Consider the following 17,348-nt stretch of genomic DNA (forward strand, 5'->3'; position numbering starts at 1 on the left):
AATGTTGGACATAAAAATACTCCTCCTTACAATCTTTGATAATTACTTATCTCAATTATTGCCAAGAAAGAGTACATTTTATTCTGTTTACACAAAATTATTTACAGGTCCAAATTTAACGATTTTATCTCAAAACATGCTTGGGCCGGAACTCTTATTGGTAATGTATTGATTAAATACTTTATAAGTTAGTTTCTAAATTTAACATATTTTCTAAATATTAAAGCAATAAACCATATTCTCCAATTAAATAAGCTTCGTGTCCATCCCCTAGTGTTGCAATTTCAGTAGTTGCTTTTAAAGGCATTTTTTTCACCTTCTTCAAGTTTTCTATGCCCTATATATCGCATATTTATATCGTACAAATATATTTTCATCATTACATTATTTACCATAACTTAGTTAATACCTATATATATTTTTATAATATTTTTTGGAGACTTTTATTTATAAATATATTTTTGTGGGACTTTTTCCTTCCCCATCCTCCTTACTTTATTTATACATAACGCACCTTTACCCCTATTCTGTGGGGTTTCATTCTGGATTTTCATTATAGAAATTGATTCTATACAATAAACGTAATAGCTTTATTAATCCATGATGCATCACAATCATTAACTACTACATATCTATTGTCAAAGATCATCACATAAAAGAAAGAGAAGGCTCTCAGTAACTCTCTCATTGCTTAGTTAAATTTCAATTAAATTTAACACAATACTTATTACTATGTTCTGTGTAATAGGCCCTTAAACAGTTATCATCTTTACCTTATTGCTTCCTTCAATTATCTTAATGTATTTATATAAACAAGCTCTTAATATTTCGCACATTCTATCACATTAACTTTTGATTATCATACCTTTATTTATAACTTTAATTCAAAATCAAAAGAGAAATCTTATAGTTCATATTCTTTTATGTGTCTGTATAGTGTTACTCTACTTATATTCAATAACTTTGCGAACTCGACCCCAGTGATCTCTGCTGCTTTCCACTTGTCATAATACTTCTTGAAGTCTATAGGTAAAGTTCTTTCAGGTCTTCCAATTGGCTTTCCACTCTTAGTACCATATATCCTGGCTTTCTGTATTCCCTCGTTTACTCTATCAACTATTATCTCTCTTTCCATTTCTCCAACTGCACCAATATAGTTAACATGAATTTGTAGCTATTACCTACTGTGGTGAAGCCTTCTTTCACGAAGTGAACAATAACGCCCTTGTCTGTAAAGTAGTCACACAATTGCCTTAGATCCTCTACATTACGTCCTAACCTTGATATACTCTCTATATAAATATTATCGCCTTTTTTAGCTGATATCTTTAATTTGTTTAACTCTGGTCTATCTGCATTTTTACCACTCATTTTATCAATAAACCTTTTTTCTATTTTAATATTACTCAATGCTATTTCTTGACGCTTTTCATCCTGGTTTACTGTTGAAACTCTTTCATAGCTATATATCATTTTAACAACTCCCATGAATTTATTGTTATCATGAGTTTATCATGTACTGTATCAACAACCCTGTCCAATGGTGCGATACACTTTTACAACCTATTCAGTGGGTTTATGTGTCTTATTCTCTTTCTTTATGTATCATATAACTATAGTTTTATGCAACACTTATTTTACATTTGTTACTATCCAGTGTGAGGATATTGTGAAGTAACTATTAAATTTAAAAGCGAAGATTATTATTTGAAAAATAAGTAAATATAGTTTAAATAAAAAACTTTAATATAATAACAGTTGTAATATATATATTAATATGGATAATATGGTATAATCCTTTGGTGATAGTGAACTATCACATTAGATGAATTATCAGCAATTATTTTTAGTAAATTAGTTATAACCTATTAATTTATAAGAATTTCTACACATGTAAAGGAGAAATTTATGGAAAAACTAGCTACAGCAAAATTTGATTTCAAATTACATCAGCAAAATGCAATTGATGAGTTTACAAAGTTTAGACCTTTGCATGAAGCATTTAGTATCACAATTCAAACAATTTTAAAAAAATGCCTTGATGATAAAAATATTAAGTATCATTCAATCGAAGCTAGAGCAAAATCCATTAATAGTTTTGCTGAAAAAGCATCAAAACCTTCAAAAAATAATATTAATCTTCCAAAGTATAAAAATCCAATTGAAGAAATAACAGATCTAACTGGAGTAAGAATAATTACATTCTTTCCAATAACAATAAATGCAGTAAATCAAGTTTTATCTAACGAATTTACTATATTAGAAAAGAATGATAAATCAGCTGCTTTAGATAAACAAGAGAAATTAGGATATAAAAGTGTACACTACCTTATTAAACTTAAACCATCTAGGTGCAATTTGTCAGAATATAAGCTTTTTACTGATATGGTAGCTGAGGTACAAGTGCGTACAATACTTCAACACGCATGGGCTGAAATAGAGCATGATATTGAATATAAGTCCGAGACAATTATACCAATAGATATAAAAAGACGGTTTATGGCACTTGCTGGACTATTAGAAATTGCAGATAGAGAATTTCAGTCAATACAAAATGACGATGTAATGCTCAAGAAACAATCAAGAATATCAGTAAATTCCGGCAAATTACAAAATATTGAAATTACAAATGATTCAGTAAAGGCATATTTAGATAAAAAACTTGGTGGTGAGGCAGATAAAGATAATATCTATGATCACGAGGCAAACATGCTAATTGAATTGGGATTTAAGGATTTACAGCAAGTAGACGATTGTATAAAAAACTATGATGTTGAGAATATTCGTAGGATACTCTTCGATAAAATAGACTCCGAAAAATCAGTCTCCGATAAAGCAGTTTCACAGTTTCTATTATTTATGAGTCTGCTTATAGCCGGAATGGGCGAAACGTTTATTAAGAGGCATCCTTGGACTAATCCAAGTATTAGTGATGATAGCGATTATTGGATTAAATATTGGTATGATTTAATAACACTATTAAAAAAATCAGGGATTACCGTTAGAAACTATATTCCAACAATTAATACTAATGAGAATAGCTAAAAACTTTAAAACTTTTATTCAACTATATGTAAGTCTTAAAAAAGACTGGCATATATCAAAAAAGTTATAACAAATGATTTATTTTTGCCCACACTATTACTTGTTAGTCACCTTAATAACCATATAATAATACTACTATCCTAGCGACGACGTTTACAAAAGGGTATAACTATTTACAAATACAACTTTCAATATAAAATCACTCCTGATTCTACTTAAAGCTACTGAAATCCCGCAATTGTCTTTCTTCTGAAGTGTAGTCAAAAACAAATGTTATTGTATACGCTTATTTGTTCTCATTTTTGTAACTTGTACAAAACTTACTCATGCGATTATAAACACTCTTTACTACACACTATGAAAATTATCCGACGTAACTATAGAAATTGAAAGTACGAACAATGCTCTTTGAAAATTTAATAATATGGTAATTAAAAATGAGGATATTTACTATTATAAAAATATAGCGATGTATAAATATGAATTAATATCAAATTAATGTTATAATCACACTTGAGAAAATTTTACCAAAGGGAAGTGTATTATGAAAAGAGTGCTAAATTTAGTTTTAGTAGCTTTAGTTTCTATAGGTATTACTGGATGTGGAAACTCAACTACAAAAACTAACACACAAGAAACTAAACAAGTTGGGCAATCAAAGGAAGCACCAAAAACTGAATCGTCTAAATCTGAAACTACAGCACCGAAAAATGAGATAGTTAAAACAGAAAAAAACGCCATAAAAACTGATGCTTTTATATATGCCAAGAAGGTTGATATTACTGATGGTATAGACATCACCAAGCACGTAACAGCCACAGTATTTATGAGCAATGAGTTAACCCAAGGATTAGCCGTTCAACACGTTTTAAATCAGTCCTATGACTTTTTACAACAACCTGACCTTAAGGGTGCAGATACTGTCACTATTGGAGTTATGCAGGGAGATATAAGGCTCTTTCAATGCACAGTAACTATGAAAAAGTTTGTTCCGAACGATTCTGTTAGTATGTCTGATGTTGTTCTTAAGGCCTCTAAGGTAGAAAAAATAACCCCACAAGTTGAGGAGTTTGCAAAGGTACTAGAATGGACTCTACTAAAATAAATTTGAATACATAGTCCATAAAAAAGGTATAATTAAATGGTAATTAATTTATACTACGATGACTAAATTATTGTATTAAAAGAATATGAACAAAATATTAAAGGAGGAAATAATATGGCAAAGCCAAGGGTTTTTATTAGTTCTACTTTCTATGATTTGCATCATGTAAGAGCAGATTTAGAAAAATTTATAAATGAAATTGGTTATGAAAGTATATTAAATGAACAAGGTAACATTCCTTATGGAAGCAGCGAAAAACTTGAAGAGTATTGTTATAAAGAAGTTGTATTAGCGGACATACTTGTTGCAATAATCGGAGGCAGATATGGTAGTGCGTCAAACTATGAATCTCATTCAATCACTCAGAAAGAAATAGAATCTGCACTTGAAGCAAATAAACAGGTTTATATGTTTGTTGAAAAAAGTGTTTTATCGGAATTTGAAACTTATCTCTTAAACATAGATAATAAAGAAATTAAATATAAATTTGTTGATAATATATTAATATTTCAATATATTAGTAAGTTCAAATTATTGCTTAAAAATAATACAATACATGGATTTGAATCGTCGCAAGATATTACTAAATTTCTTAAAGAACAATGGGCAGGATTATTTCAGCGTTTTTTACAAGAACAAAGAAGAGTTGAAGAGGTTAATTTAATAAGAGGAATTGAGACTACTGCAAATACATTAAATCAACTTGTGACTTTCTTTACAACTGAAAAGAAGGATAAAGATCAAGCAATTAAGGATATATTACTAAGTAATCATCCTGCTATGGAACAGTTGAGAGAGTTATTGGATGTTAAGTATAGAGTATATTTTACTACATATGAAGAATTAAATATTTGGTTAAAAGCGCGTTCTTATAAATCAGGAAAAAGCTTAAAATTTGTAAATAGTCAATCTTATGGATGGATTAATGTTAGACATTCCAATAAAATATTAATTCTAGAAATAAATAAGGACATATTTGATGAAAAAGGGAAATTAAAAGTATTTACAAATGAGGAATGGGATAATTCTAAAATAGCATTGCATTCTAATATTAATGAAGAGAGCATCCTAGAAGCAGCGGCAACTATTGATGGAGATACACTTATTAAATAATTTTCCATTCAATCGTTACTCGTCAACAAAATTTTACAACTTAAGAAAACTGGATAATTCACATTGTATATGATATAAAAGAAATAGATTTGCTAATTAGCTAAAGGATGATTAATCATTTATTCTTTTTCGTACTACATGTTAATATATATAAGTCTATATCAGCTTCATCTTCTTCTATTTCTATTTCTATTTGTATTTTTAATAGATACTGGCTCAAAATTTATTAAACCAAAAAAGGTATAGACAAATATATCTATACCTTGATAAATTTATTCTATTCGCACAGACTGCATATTAATGTTAAAACATCTTCCTTGCCTTCCTCTTGTTCATCTTCATTGTAAAGGGAGTAAATTTTTTCTTTTATAGTATACTGTTTTTTATTAAATACAAATTTATCACTATTAAGAAATGTATTTAAATAAAACTCCGGAAAAGAATAGTATTTCAAGTCAGGGTCTCCCTCTAAATTTAATTCTACTGTAATTAAATCTGTTTCTTCTTTCTTTTTTAAAATAATAGTATTACTATTAACTTCATTGTCTGAATCTAAATTTCGAATAATATTATGTAAGTCATATTCTTCCTCTTCGTACTCATATACCAAATGCTCATTTAATATCATTTCACAATTTGAATCTTTTTCAATCTCAAACTTTTTCTCAGTACTATTACTAAAGTCTTTATTAAAAGTCTTCACAATATATTTTCCCATAATTACCACTCTCCTGTCTTACCTATATAATTCTGTAAAAGTAATAAAACACCTTTATTTCTTTAATGAATATAATATTTGTTTATTATGTAATATAATATCATCTTATATTTTTATGTTACATAAAACAACCTCACCTTAGAAAGCGTTTATCACCCTGTATAAGCCTAAACATATGAGAGGCCTTCATTAAAATTAAACATATTCGCTAACTCTTCTTTAGCAAGCTTATTACACATACCCAATATTTCATCTAATTCTATTATATTAAGCTTTATATCATTATTGTTTAATTCTAATTTTTTTATATATTCACGAGCATTACTGTGAACATTACCAGTAGTAATAATTATTCCTTTGTGCATTCCATCACAAACCATTGCACCAATTAATTTTTGACAAAATGGTCTACCAACCATAAAGTCCTCATTTTCAGTAGCTCTTAAAGTAAGCCTTTTACATTCAACATATATTTTTTCACTATTTAATAGACCTTCTGCTACTCTAATAATTCAATTGTATTCCTACTTAATATAACATCTACATAACAAAGTCCTCGTACTCTAGGGACTGCAATTTTAACCTCAGTAATCTTTTATCCTCCACTGCTCTAGAAGTAACATAATATAAATCTTTAGTTACAAATAAATTCAATTCACCTTCTGACATTTCATACATATTCGTAATAGCATATTTAGAATTAATTACACTAGTTGCTCTCACTATTTTTGACCACAGAACAATTCCTCCTGTAGTTAAATAAATCACTAGAATAAAGCCACAAATTAATTTCTTAACAATTTTTACAAACTTTTGTTTATTCATTTTCAAACCCCTATTTAATTCTTCTAACATATTATATGCAAACGAATTAATACTTTCCCCCATTTTAAAGTAATAAAAATTACCACACTATTTAAATAATGCAGTACTAAGTAATTTAATTAATACTCCAACATCCTGTTTTGATTATTATGCTCTGAGCATCTCTTTGGGCTCTTCTGTAGTAAATTCACTAAGATCATATTTAGTATTTGTCTCTCCTGTTACATTTATATTACTATCTATATCCTTTCGATCACGCCACTCTTTAGGTTTCCTATTTTTCAACCAGAAGATTTGTGCTGTAGTATCCGCAGCTACCTCTTTAGTTATTTCTGTAGTAGTTTTAACTTCAACGTAACTATATCCTAAAGCCCTCTTATTTAAGGCATTCTCAACTTCTATATCCGAAATTTCTTTGCCCTTTTTTATGGCCCTTGAAAACTCTTGATGTTCTTTCTTATACACTTCTAAAGTTGATACACTTATCCCTAGGTTATGAGCAATTTGTTCTTCTATTAAACCATCTCTGGCCCAGGCTTCTACTAATAATAATTTATCTTTTACATCATTCCATTTGCTTTTGCACATTGCCCTACCCCCTTTTAGCTTCTTCTATCTCTATTATACGTCTCGTGCCTTGTAATATCAATTTTAAGCTATTTTTATATGCTAGCTGTATTATTACCGATTAATGCTAAATCGGATTCATACAGCCTATAAGGTGTATTAAATTCTTTGCGGTCTTTTTACACAATTACAGTGTAGTATGTTATTAACTTATAATTTGTTGATATTCTCTAGTAGTCATTTCATTAACTTTATTTTCTTCTAAAAAGGTTTCTCTTTCCGCTTGTGGTACATCTAATAATGCTAATACTTTACTTTTATTCAAATTCATCAGCGTTGACGAATTGGGAAATTCTGTAGCAACTTGTATGAACCATTAATCTTTCTATCAAAGAACTCACCTTTTTCTTTTAAACAACTTACTCTCCATGATATAACCTTTCCTTTATTTATTTTTAATAAAAACAAAAGGCGGCTTAGCCTTAATTCGCTAACCACCTTTTGTCGCACTACTTATATTATTATCTCCTAACTTGCCTTCTTATGTTTTAGGTTAAACCTTAGTTTTCAATACATATGGATACCACATTTCTTCTAAAAATCTTCTAAAAACTTTTTAAATAGTGAGTTGTAAGAGTATCAATGCTTCTATCAAATCAGTTTCACAAAACACAATGTAGCCCTGTAGTTTCAAGGGCTACGTCAATCTTTAATAATTTTACATAATTAGTATTAATCAATAGAAAATTAGACTCAAAATCCAGCGTTATTCATACCATTCTATTTTCAATTCCACCTCCCGTGTTATAATACCCATATACTATCACCCAAGGAGGCACCCTATGAAAACCTACAACAAATTAGTCCGTGACAAAATCCCTGAAATTATAAAAGCTGCAGGTAACCACTTTGATGTTCACTATGCTAAGAAAGAAGAAGTTCTACCTTTACTTGAACGTAAATTAAATGAGGAAGTATCTGAGTATTTAGAAGCTAAAAATCTAGAAGAACTTGCTGATGTTATGGAAGTTTTATTTGGACTTGCAAATGCTCTTGGATATTCCGAGGATGATCTAATTAACAAAAGAAATGAAAAGAAAGGAGAAAGAGGCGGCTTTGAAAAAGGCATAGTCCTCGAAAAAGTTTATGAATAGACAAAGCCCTTCATAGTTTTTCTCTATAAAGGGCTTTGTTTTTATGTTTATTTTTCTAACTTCTCAAGTCTTTCTTTATAAAATCTTCTAGTTCTATAATCAATAATATCTTTAAAATGAGTTGTAAATTCAGGATTCTTTACGAATCCGCCTAACTCATCATTCAAACAAAAATATGCTTCATCTCTATAAAAGAAATCTTCTGCTGAATTTAAAAATGCCTTTATTGGGTTTTCTGCTATTCTTAAATAGTCTTTTTTATCAAACCCTTTATAGCTCTTAGTTGCTTTATGTCTCAAAAGATCCACCGCATTTGAAGGTTTATCATAGAATTCTGTAAAACTTTTAAAAATTGTTTCTTCATCTATTTTCAAATTTATATTACCATCATTATAGAATGCTAGGAGTAATGGCATCTTATAAGTCTTAGTCATGGTCGTTTTCTCAATAGTATTTAGAAATCCATAAGCTTTAGTATTTAAAAGCATTTTTTCTTCTTCCGAAATTTCATTTATCTTATTTAGAAACCCTAAATAATCATTAAATATATTTAATTCTCCTCTGGATCTTATTATATTGTAAAGATCATCATCCATGTAAGTATACATTTGAAGTCTACTAGGTCTAGTTCTTAAATCTTCTTTTATTCTATTAAAATCCTCCACTACTAGATCAAATATATTTTTTTGATCTATCATCATCTTCTTGAATATATCAATTACTTGAAAATCAAAATTCACTATACAATCATCGGGATATTCTTCTTCTGTAGGTAATCTACCAAGTTTTGCTTTCCCTGCAGTATCCTTTAATTTTCCACTTAGAAAGAATGGTATTAAGTTAGCTTTTTTATAATTACCTATAAAATCTAATACATTCACATACTTCTTGTCCTTATATTTCCTTAACCCACGCCCTAGTTGTTGAAGAAAAATGGTTGGGGATTCAGTTGGCCTTAATAGTAAAATCATATCAATTTGAGGAATATCTAGCCCTTCATTAAACATATCTACAGAGAATATAATATTTAATTCCCCTGTTTTAAGTTTATCCACCGCTTTATGTCTATCCATAGAAAACTCATTTTGCTCACCACTAATTACAGCGCAGGCTTTAATTCCATTTTCATTAAAATATTTGCTCATATATATGGCATGGCGTCTACTACTGCAGAAACCTAAAGCTCTTTTACTATTATATTTTTCGTAATGTTTTAAGATTAAATTTGAACGTTTATTAAGCATTAAGGCTTTTTCCAGCTCTGTTTCATCATACTTACCATTTTTAAAAGATATCTTTGTATAATCGGTCTCATCGAAAACTCCATAGTATCTAAATGGAACAAGCCATCCCTTATCTATTGCTCCTTTTAGTCTAACTTCATATACAATATTATAATCACAAAGAGCAAATACATCTTTGTTATCCAATCTCTCTGGAGTTGCAGTAAGTCCTAAAAGAAACTTTGGAGTAAAATATTCTAATATATTTGAGTAATTACCTGCTGCTGCATGGTGAAATTCATCTATTATAATATAATCAAACGCATCCTTTTTAAAATATTTATCACATAGGTACTGTTTTTGCCCCAGAGTTTGTACTGTAGCAAACAATACTTCTTTATTACTATCCTTATTTTCACCATTAAAAAATCCAGTCTTAATATTAGGCCTAATGTTTTTAAATGATATCTCTGCTTGATTTAATATTTCTTCTCTATGAGCTACAAATAGAATCCTATTAAAATCCAGCGAATCAAAAGCAGCAAGATAAGTTTTACCTATGCCCGTTGCAGCCACAACTAATCCTTTATCTAAACCATCTTCTCTGCATTTTCTTAGTTCATATAGTGCTTCAATTTGTGCACCTCTAGGCTCGTACAGCGGAATTACTAGGCCATATTCATCTTTGTTATCTTCCACTTTTTCTAGAGTATTAAAGACTTTAGGCCTTTTCCATACTGATGAATAACGCCTCAGCTCATCATCGTCAATAATTATAGAATGATTTAAAAATAAGTCTTCAAAAACATCTTTAAAATGTTTAAAATCTTCTAAGTTCTTATTCTTATTTATTCTATAGTTCCACTCAATACCACTAGTTAATGCAGAATTGGACATGTTAGAAGAACCTATAAAAACATCTCCATCTTCTTCATATTCAAATATGTATGACTTAGGGTGAAAGGATTTATTCTTAATATTATAAAACCTTAAATCTACCTTATCCCCTAGTGCTTCCTTTACTAAATATAAAGCTTGAGGCTGAGTGATATTAAGATAATTCCCTGTTAATATCCTTATCCGTACCCCACTTTGCGCAACCTGTTTTAAATCATTTATAAGTAATTTCACTCCTGATTCCATTAAAAATCCTACAGCAAGGTCAATAGTCTTTGCTTTTCTTAAGGAGGCCGCTAATTTAGGCAATAAATAATCCTTGTCCCCAGTAGAGCAGTTTGAATCATAATCTAGCGTGGCCCCTTTAAATTGGATGGAATCACTAGTTATTATATCTTTAGTAACAATATCAACTTTATCCAACATACTACACTAATGCCTCCTTGGTATAACTAAGCAACAACTAATATTTTCAATCAAATATACACTATACCAAATCATTTACTAATATGGCACTATCTACATTTTATCATAGTAACTTGTTGATTTAAAGACACCCCTTTCTCACTAAGATGGAATGAAATCTTTTAAATTTAATTAGATTTCATAGCATCTTTAACTTAAATTTAACTTCCTACACTTCAGTGATTTCAGTCACTTATTAGCTATTAATATTATTTACTTAATTAAAATTTTATTAGGTTCTTATAAGATTTTACACTATTCTAATCTAAATTTTAACAACAGTTTATTTAAACAAATTCTATATTAATAGTATTTGTAAGTATACGAATATATGTTCGTATTTTGGTAATAATATTATTATATATATTATTTCAGACTTTAAATATATACTAGTAGATATAAACAGCTACTCTAAGGAATATTTATATGAGTTTAAAAACATTGCCGCAGCCATATTTCTATTAGACCAAGATATAAATGCCATGGAGTTTTTGGAAAGATTGAAAAATATAGTAATTAATTTTAATAACCTAACTTCTGAGGAAAAATTTATTAAAAGGCTGGATTAAAAATACAACTAATAGCAATGAAATATATGATATGAATAAGTTAGTAGAAGACATATTCAATGAAAATAAAAAAGAGGAGGTTGAAATTATGGTTTCTAATGCATCGAACATCTTTAGTAAATTAAAAAGTGATGGAATAAAAGAGGGCAAGGAAGAAGGCAAGGAAGAAGGCAAGAAAGAAGGTAAGACCGAACTCCTTATAACGCTGCTAAAAAAAAGATTCAATGGTCTTTCTGATTATTATACAGATAAGATTAGGTCTTTACCCGAGGGTGTTATTGATCAAATAGCAACAGATATATTTGATTTAGAAACAGTTGAGGATATAAAAAAATACTTATAAGAAAACAAGTGAAACAGCTATGAGGTAATTAATAGCTGTTTCATTTGTTATTTTTTGTGTAACCTAAAATAAAAGCATTAAAAATTTTAGGTCTTTTCCATACTAATGAATAACGCCTCAGCTCATCACCTAGTGCCTCCTTTACTAAGCATAAAGCCTCAGGTTGAGTGATATTAAGATAATTTCCTGTTAAAATCCTTATCCGTACACCACTTTGCGCCACCTGTTTTAAATCATTTATAAGTAATTTCACCCCTGATTCCATTAAAAATCCTACCGCCATATCTATAGTCTTTGCTTTTTTTAATGAGGCCGCTAATTTAGGTAATAAATAATCATTATCCCCTGTAGAGCAGTTTAAATCATAATCTAGCGTGGCCCCTTTAAAATGGATGGAATCACTAGTTATTATATCTTTAGTAACAATATCAACTTTATCCTTCATACTTCACTAATGCCTCCCTGGTGTAACTAAGCAACAACTAATATTTTCAATCAAATATACGCTATACCAAATCATTTACTAATATGGCACTATCTACATTTTATCATAGTACCTTGTTGATTTAAAGACACCCCTTTCTCACTAAGATGGAATGAAATCTTTTAAATTTAATTAGATTTCATAGCATTTTCAACTTAAATTTAACGACATTTCAGAAGGAAAGTCTCCCACTTCTACAAGCAGGAGTTACATATCCTAGCAAATAGGAAACTTCGGTGGAAGTATAAATCTCCTTCTGAAGTCGTTAATGCATCTTCTTCAAAGCTGTTGCAGCGACCCAGGAGATGATTTAACTTCCTACACTTCAGTGATTCCAGTCAGTTATTAGCTATTGATATTGTTTACTTAATTAAAATCTTATTAGGTTCTTATAAGATTTTATACTATTCTAATCTAAATTTTAACAACAGTTTATTTAAGCAAATTCTATATTAATAGGATTTTTCATTATACGAATATATGTTCGTATTTCGGTAATAATATTATTATAATATATATTATTTCAGATAAAAATTTGATATACTTAGGAGGGTAACCATGAGTTGTAACCATAATAGGCGGAATTCTCCCATCCTCTACAGGTGGGGGATGGACAGCCTTTATTATTTTAGGTTAGATACATAAAATAATAGATCTTTGGCAAACTATTAATAGCAATATGTGATCAGTAGTAAACTTATAAGGGACTTGGTATATTGGAATTAGATACTAATAATCATTCGGTATTCTTGCTAAACTATCATTTAGTATTGGTTATAAAAAAAGAGTTTCTATCAATCAAAACCAAATTATGGAAAGAGTATTTTTGGAGTAAAAGTTACTGCCTTATAACAACTGGTGGTGCCCCTATAGATATAGTTAGAAAATATATAGAAAACCAAGGATTGAAATGAGGTGAGAAAATGTTAAAGGCTTATAAATTTAGGTTATATCCAAATGTTGAGCAAAGAATATATTTAGCTAAGACTTTTGGATGCACTAGGTTTGTATATAACCGAATGCTAGCTGAAAGAATTAAATCATATGAGGAAAACAAAGCCCTAGATATTAAGGCGATTAAATATCCCTCGCCCGCACAATACAAAACTGAATTTGAGTGGCTAAAAGAAGTCGATAGTCTTGCTTTAGCTAATGCTCAAATGAATTTAGGTAAAGCGTATAAGAATTTTTTTAGAGATAAATCAATTGGTTTTCCGAGGTTCAAGAAGAAAACTAATACCAATAGTTATACAACTAATAATCAAAATGGTACTGTGTATATAGAAAATAAGCATATCAAAGTACCTAAATTAAAGTCTATGATAAAAATAAAGCAGCATAGAGAATTCAATGGGTTAATTAAATCTTGCACTATATCACAAGTACCAAGTGGAAAATATTACATATCTATTTTAGTTGACGCTGAAAATATTCAATTGCCTAAAACAGGTAGTAAAATAGGTGTAGATCTGGGAATTAAAGAGTTTGCAATAACAAGTAATGGTGAGTTTTTTCATAATCCTAAATACCTAAAGAAATCAGCTAAAAGGTTAGCTAAACTTCAAAAGGATTTATCAAGAAAACAAAAAGGTAGCAATAATAGAAAAAAAGCTAAAATAAAAGTAGCAAAATTACATGAGAAAATATCTAACCAAAGGAAAGATATGTTGCACAAAGTAAGCACTCAATTAATTAACGAAAACCAAGTTATAGTGATTGAGGACTTAAAAGTTAGCAATATGCTAAAAAATCATAAATTAGCAAAATCAATAGCTGATGTTAGCTGGTCAGAGTTTAGAAGAATATTAGAATATAAGGCAAAATGGTATAGTAGAGAAATAATAGTAGCACCATCAAACTATGCAAGTAGTCAGTTATGTTCTGATTGTGGTAATCAATCAAGTCAAACTAAAAACTTATCTTGCAGAACTTATATATGTTCAGTATGTGGGATGATAATGGATAGAGATATAAATGCGAGCAAAAATTTACTAAAACTAGCAATATAATAAAAGATATGTTGTTAGAGAGGTCGGAATGACCTTGATAGCTTGGATACGTCTCTGCAAGAGATGCACACGGCTCCGGAAGAGACGAACTTGCTACAGTAGTAGTATTGACCAAGAAGCCATCCACTTCTATAAGTGGTGGTAGTTCACAATGCAGAAGCATTTAACCTTCTCATGACCTAAGACTTCTATTTTATAATATTAATAGTACCTTCCTTTCGTGAGAGTGCAATTGATGGTTTATCAATATATCCAACCACAGCTGAAGAGCAGATAGTATGCTCTTTGGGAATCCCTAATTCAAAAAGAAATTCACGAAATTCGGCATCATTTCGTAGCCAGTGTAACTGATTAATATAGCAAGTCCCCAATCCTATAGAATTCGCCGCTAAAAAAAGGTTTTCTAATGCAAGTGAACAGTCTGCCATAGCATTTTCATAATTAGGCTTATTAGAAGCAATAATAAGTGTAGGTGCATGATAGAAAAAATGGCAATCTTTTTTTTCTGCTACAGCTTTGACACCCAGCTTACCTGGATAATCGTCATCAGGAACCCAACGTTTAAATCCTTGCCTTAGCAATTCGTTGATCCGTAAAAGAGTTTCTTTGTTCTGGATTGCAGTAAACAGCCAGCTTTGATTATTGCCTCCACTTGGCGCCCATGTAGCGGCCTCCAATAGGGCTTTTAGCTCTTCTTCTTTAATCTGTTGCTCCTTGAATTTACGTGTACTTCTCCGCGAACGGATACAGTCGAGCACTTCATTATTTATCATAATTTTCCTCCTATCATAAAACCAAAAATATATAACTATAAATCAATATATTACTATTATACAGCAAATTGTTGCCCAGCTAATTCAAAATTTATACTTTCCGCATCTCCTGAAGGTGTACCTTCCATAATCGTCACGTTTAGAATCTTAGAGTTATCAAATAAACTGATATAGAATATGGCCGCTTCTTTAGCTTCTTTGTCGTACCATAAATGTGGAACTATTTTTTGCATATTATTCTCCTTTCTTGTTATTTAAGAAGTTTCTTCAATAAATCCAAAACACTGTAAATATAATGAATCAAAAGCCGCCAGATAAGTTTTACCTATTCCAGTTGCAGCCACAACTTATTACAAAAATGCAGGCTCACTTTACAATAGGTATCAGTTTATGATCAGTCAACAAGTATATTAACAAGATCAGCGCTGCGTGATTTATTGTTTAATAATATCTAAGCGTTGTAAACGTTTTCCATAGCTTCAAACGATGATTTCTAAAGAGAACAAAAGTTTTTTAGATATTTTAATTTCTTTATAAAAAGCTAACCTGTAAAAGTTTTTACAGGTTAGCTTTTCTATATCCATCTCCGTTCTCAGTTATATATATCTGAGAATTCTATACTAGTTTTTTCAACACAACTATCACTTTTAATGCCACAATATGAAATATCCTCTGGACCCTCATCACCTACTAATTTACATGGAATATATATAATAAATTCAGTACCATATCCCTCCTTACTTTTCACCGATATTGTTCCACCATGTAGTTCTACTAGGCATTTCACAAGCGAAAGCCCTATTCCACTTCCCTCATGATCTCTTGAAAGAGATTTGTCAACTTGCACAAAACGATCAAATATGGAATTTAGTTTATCTGCTGGAATACCTCTTCCGGTATCTTTTACCCTTATGCAAATATTTTCAATACCGTCCTCTATATTAACCATAACATTGCCACCATAAGGAGTAAATTTTACTGCATTTGATAATAGATTTAAAATAATTCTCTCAATTTTTTCTGGATCACATGCAATATTTTTTTCCTCTATCTCTGTATCAAATGTTAATGATAATCCTTTATTTTCTATATAATCAACTACAGAAACACTTATATCTTCTACGAGACTGATTATGTTAGTATTAATTTTATTTATATCTAAATAGCCTGAATCTATTTTTGTTATATCAATTAAATTATTAATTAGTCTTAAAATACGAAAGCAATTTTGTTTCATTATCTTTGTGTATTTGTATATATCTGTGGATGCATTTGGGCATACATAGTCTTTTAGTTTAAGTTCATGTACCTGTAGTGCCGAAAAAATAACATTAATCGGAGTCCTTAACTCATGAGAAATATTCGAAAAAAACTCTGTTTTAATTCTATCATACTCCTTAATCTCATATAGCCTTTCTCTTTCATCATCAATATTTTTTTGTAATTCTTCCATATGTTTTCTTTCAGTTATATCTATAGCTACTATCATTAACAATTTGCGCCCATCCTGCAATTGCCTAGTATTTGCTGAATAAAAATCCCAAATTAGAATACTTCCATTCCTTGTTCTTATAGAGTATTCGCCATCATTTTGTTTTTTTCCCATATTAGACAGTCTGCTTACAGTAGTACCCTCTAACCCTTCTATAAATACATCTGATATTCTTGCAAATTCAGCTATTGTTGGAGTATCTTTAATTGTATATCCTGTAATATCAGTCCATGTTCTATTTATTTTTTTTATTTCTCCATCCTCATTATATAACATTATAGGTAATGGAGCTTCCTCTATAGTATACCGAAATTGTCTTTCTCTTTCCTTTACGGCTTCTTCAGTTTTTGTGCGCTCAGTAATTTCCTCTTCTAGCATAACATTGAATTCCTTAAGGTCAGCAGTTATCTCTTCTAGCTGTTGTGCTTGCTCTAGCACCTTGTTTTCCAAATCACTATTCACTTTTATCAATTCTTCATTAGATTTCTTCATTTCATTAAGAGCTTTTTTATATTCACATTCATTTTCACTTAAATTATCCATTATTTATGGCTCCATTTCAAAAT

The 17,348-nt window shown here is 29.8% G+C and carries 18 protein-coding genes and 1 pseudogene; 7 read left to right on the forward strand and 12 right to left on the reverse strand.

Going from position 1 to position 17,348, the window contains the following annotated elements; translation table 11 throughout:
• Positions 1-904: 904 nt before the first annotated feature.
• A complete protein-coding gene (locus tag KPL44_RS25560; RefSeq protein ID WP_253201904.1) occupies positions 905-1,135 on the reverse strand; it encodes an HTH domain-containing protein in 231 nt (76 codons plus the stop codon).
• Entirely contained in the window at positions 1,120-1,473 is a 354-nt protein-coding gene (locus KPL44_RS25565; RefSeq protein WP_253201905.1) for a recombinase family protein, read from the reverse strand. Before KPL44_RS25565 ends, KPL44_RS25560 begins: the two co-directional genes overlap by 16 nt.
• 435 nt (positions 1,474-1,908) lie before the next feature.
• Between KPL44_RS25565 and KPL44_RS22050 the strand changes: the two genes are divergently transcribed.
• The 3 genes from KPL44_RS22050 (at position 1,909) to KPL44_RS22060 (ending at position 5,263) form a co-directional block, all read left to right on the forward strand.
• The gene (locus KPL44_RS22050; RefSeq protein WP_216254947.1) at positions 1,909-3,045 is read left to right on the forward strand and encodes a GTP pyrophosphokinase; all 1,137 of its coding nucleotides are present in this window, start codon (positions 1,909-1,911) and stop codon (positions 3,043-3,045) included.
• Positions 3,046-3,589: 544 nt separating this feature from the next.
• Positions 3,590-4,150: a hypothetical protein gene (locus KPL44_RS22055; protein WP_216254950.1), complete on the forward strand. Its 561-nt coding sequence runs from the start codon at positions 3,590-3,592 to the stop codon at positions 4,148-4,150.
• A 114-nt stretch (positions 4,151-4,264) separates the two neighbouring features.
• Entirely contained in the window at positions 4,265-5,263 is a 999-nt protein-coding gene (locus KPL44_RS22060; protein WP_216254953.1) for a DUF4062 domain-containing protein, read from the forward strand.
• A gap of 277 nt (positions 5,264-5,540) precedes the next feature.
• Here the strand turns inward: KPL44_RS22060 and KPL44_RS22065 are convergent, their stop codons facing one another.
• The 5 genes from KPL44_RS22065 to KPL44_RS22085 form a co-directional block, all read right to left on the reverse strand.
• Positions 5,541-5,981, reverse strand: coding sequence for a hypothetical protein (locus KPL44_RS22065; RefSeq protein WP_216254955.1), 441 nt, complete (start codon positions 5,979-5,981; stop codon positions 5,541-5,543).
• Between the two features lie 167 nt (positions 5,982-6,148).
• On the reverse strand, positions 6,149-6,493 hold the full coding sequence (locus KPL44_RS22070; protein WP_216255042.1) for a restriction endonuclease: 345 nt from the start codon (positions 6,491-6,493) through the stop codon (positions 6,149-6,151).
• A 28-nt stretch (positions 6,494-6,521) separates the two neighbouring features.
• Complete coding sequence (locus KPL44_RS22075; RefSeq protein ID WP_216254958.1) at positions 6,522-6,806, reverse strand: hypothetical protein; 285 nt, start codon at positions 6,804-6,806, stop codon at positions 6,522-6,524.
• 147 nt (positions 6,807-6,953) lie between these two features.
• On the reverse strand, positions 6,954-7,394 hold the full coding sequence (locus KPL44_RS22080) for a hypothetical protein (protein ID WP_216254961.1): 441 nt from the start codon (positions 7,392-7,394) through the stop codon (positions 6,954-6,956).
• Positions 7,395-7,578: 184 nt separating this feature from the next.
• On the reverse strand, positions 7,579-7,743 hold the full coding sequence (locus KPL44_RS22085; RefSeq protein ID WP_331702807.1) for a DUF3102 domain-containing protein: 165 nt from the start codon (positions 7,741-7,743) through the stop codon (positions 7,579-7,581).
• Positions 7,744-8,215: 472 nt separating this feature from the next.
• Here KPL44_RS22085 and KPL44_RS22090 point away from each other — a divergent pair, with 472 nt between their 5' ends.
• Entirely contained in the window at positions 8,216-8,527 is a 312-nt protein-coding gene (locus KPL44_RS22090; protein ID WP_216254967.1) for a nucleoside triphosphate pyrophosphohydrolase, read from the forward strand.
• A gap of 47 nt (positions 8,528-8,574) precedes the next feature.
• Here the strand turns inward: KPL44_RS22090 and KPL44_RS22095 are convergent, their stop codons facing one another.
• Positions 8,575-11,073: a DEAD/DEAH box helicase family protein gene (locus KPL44_RS22095; RefSeq protein WP_216254970.1), complete on the reverse strand. Its 2,499-nt coding sequence runs from the start codon at positions 11,071-11,073 to the stop codon at positions 8,575-8,577.
• A 639-nt stretch (positions 11,074-11,712) separates the two neighbouring features.
• Here KPL44_RS22095 and KPL44_RS22100 point away from each other — a divergent pair.
• Complete coding sequence (locus KPL44_RS22100; protein WP_253201906.1) at positions 11,713-12,024, forward strand: DUF4351 domain-containing protein; 312 nt, start codon at positions 11,713-11,715, stop codon at positions 12,022-12,024.
• A gap of 40 nt (positions 12,025-12,064) precedes the next feature.
• Here the strand turns inward: KPL44_RS22100 and KPL44_RS22105 are convergent, their stop codons facing one another.
• Positions 12,065-12,469: a hypothetical protein gene (locus tag KPL44_RS22105; RefSeq protein ID WP_216254985.1), complete on the reverse strand. Its 405-nt coding sequence runs from the start codon at positions 12,467-12,469 to the stop codon at positions 12,065-12,067.
• A 755-nt stretch (positions 12,470-13,224) separates the two neighbouring features.
• On the opposite strand from KPL44_RS22105, the gene KPL44_RS22110 reads away from it, so the two are divergent.
• Both KPL44_RS22110 and tnpB read left to right on the forward strand, forming a co-directional pair.
• A complete protein-coding gene (locus tag KPL44_RS22110; protein ID WP_216125437.1) occupies positions 13,225-13,422 on the forward strand; it encodes a transposase in 198 nt (65 codons plus the stop codon).
• Positions 13,423-13,431: 9 nt separating this feature from the next.
• Positions 13,432-14,517: an IS200/IS605 family element RNA-guided endonuclease TnpB gene (tnpB, locus tag KPL44_RS22115; RefSeq protein ID WP_216254987.1), complete on the forward strand. Its 1,086-nt coding sequence runs from the start codon at positions 13,432-13,434 to the stop codon at positions 14,515-14,517.
• Positions 14,518-14,705: 188 nt separating this feature from the next.
• Here tnpB and KPL44_RS22120 read toward each other — a convergent pair whose 3' ends face one another.
• The 3 genes and pseudogenes from KPL44_RS22120 to KPL44_RS22130 form a co-directional block, all read right to left on the reverse strand.
• Positions 14,706-15,290 (reverse strand): nitroreductase family protein, encoded by a 585-nt coding sequence (locus KPL44_RS22120; protein ID WP_216125433.1) that lies wholly within the window; start codon positions 15,288-15,290, stop codon positions 14,706-14,708.
• A 65-nt stretch (positions 15,291-15,355) separates the two neighbouring features.
• Positions 15,356-15,523: pseudogene (locus tag KPL44_RS22125) on the reverse strand (VOC family protein); the annotation flags it as partial.
• Between the two features lie 359 nt (positions 15,524-15,882).
• Entirely contained in the window at positions 15,883-17,325 is a 1,443-nt protein-coding gene (locus tag KPL44_RS22130; protein WP_216254990.1) for a PAS domain-containing sensor histidine kinase, read from the reverse strand.
• Positions 17,326-17,348 lie beyond the last annotated feature (23 nt).

Source organism: Clostridium sp. DSM 17811 (genome assembly GCF_018861905.1).
GTDB classification, from domain to species: Bacteria; Bacillota; Clostridia; order Clostridiales; family Clostridiaceae; genus Clostridium_AD; species Clostridium_AD frigoriphilum.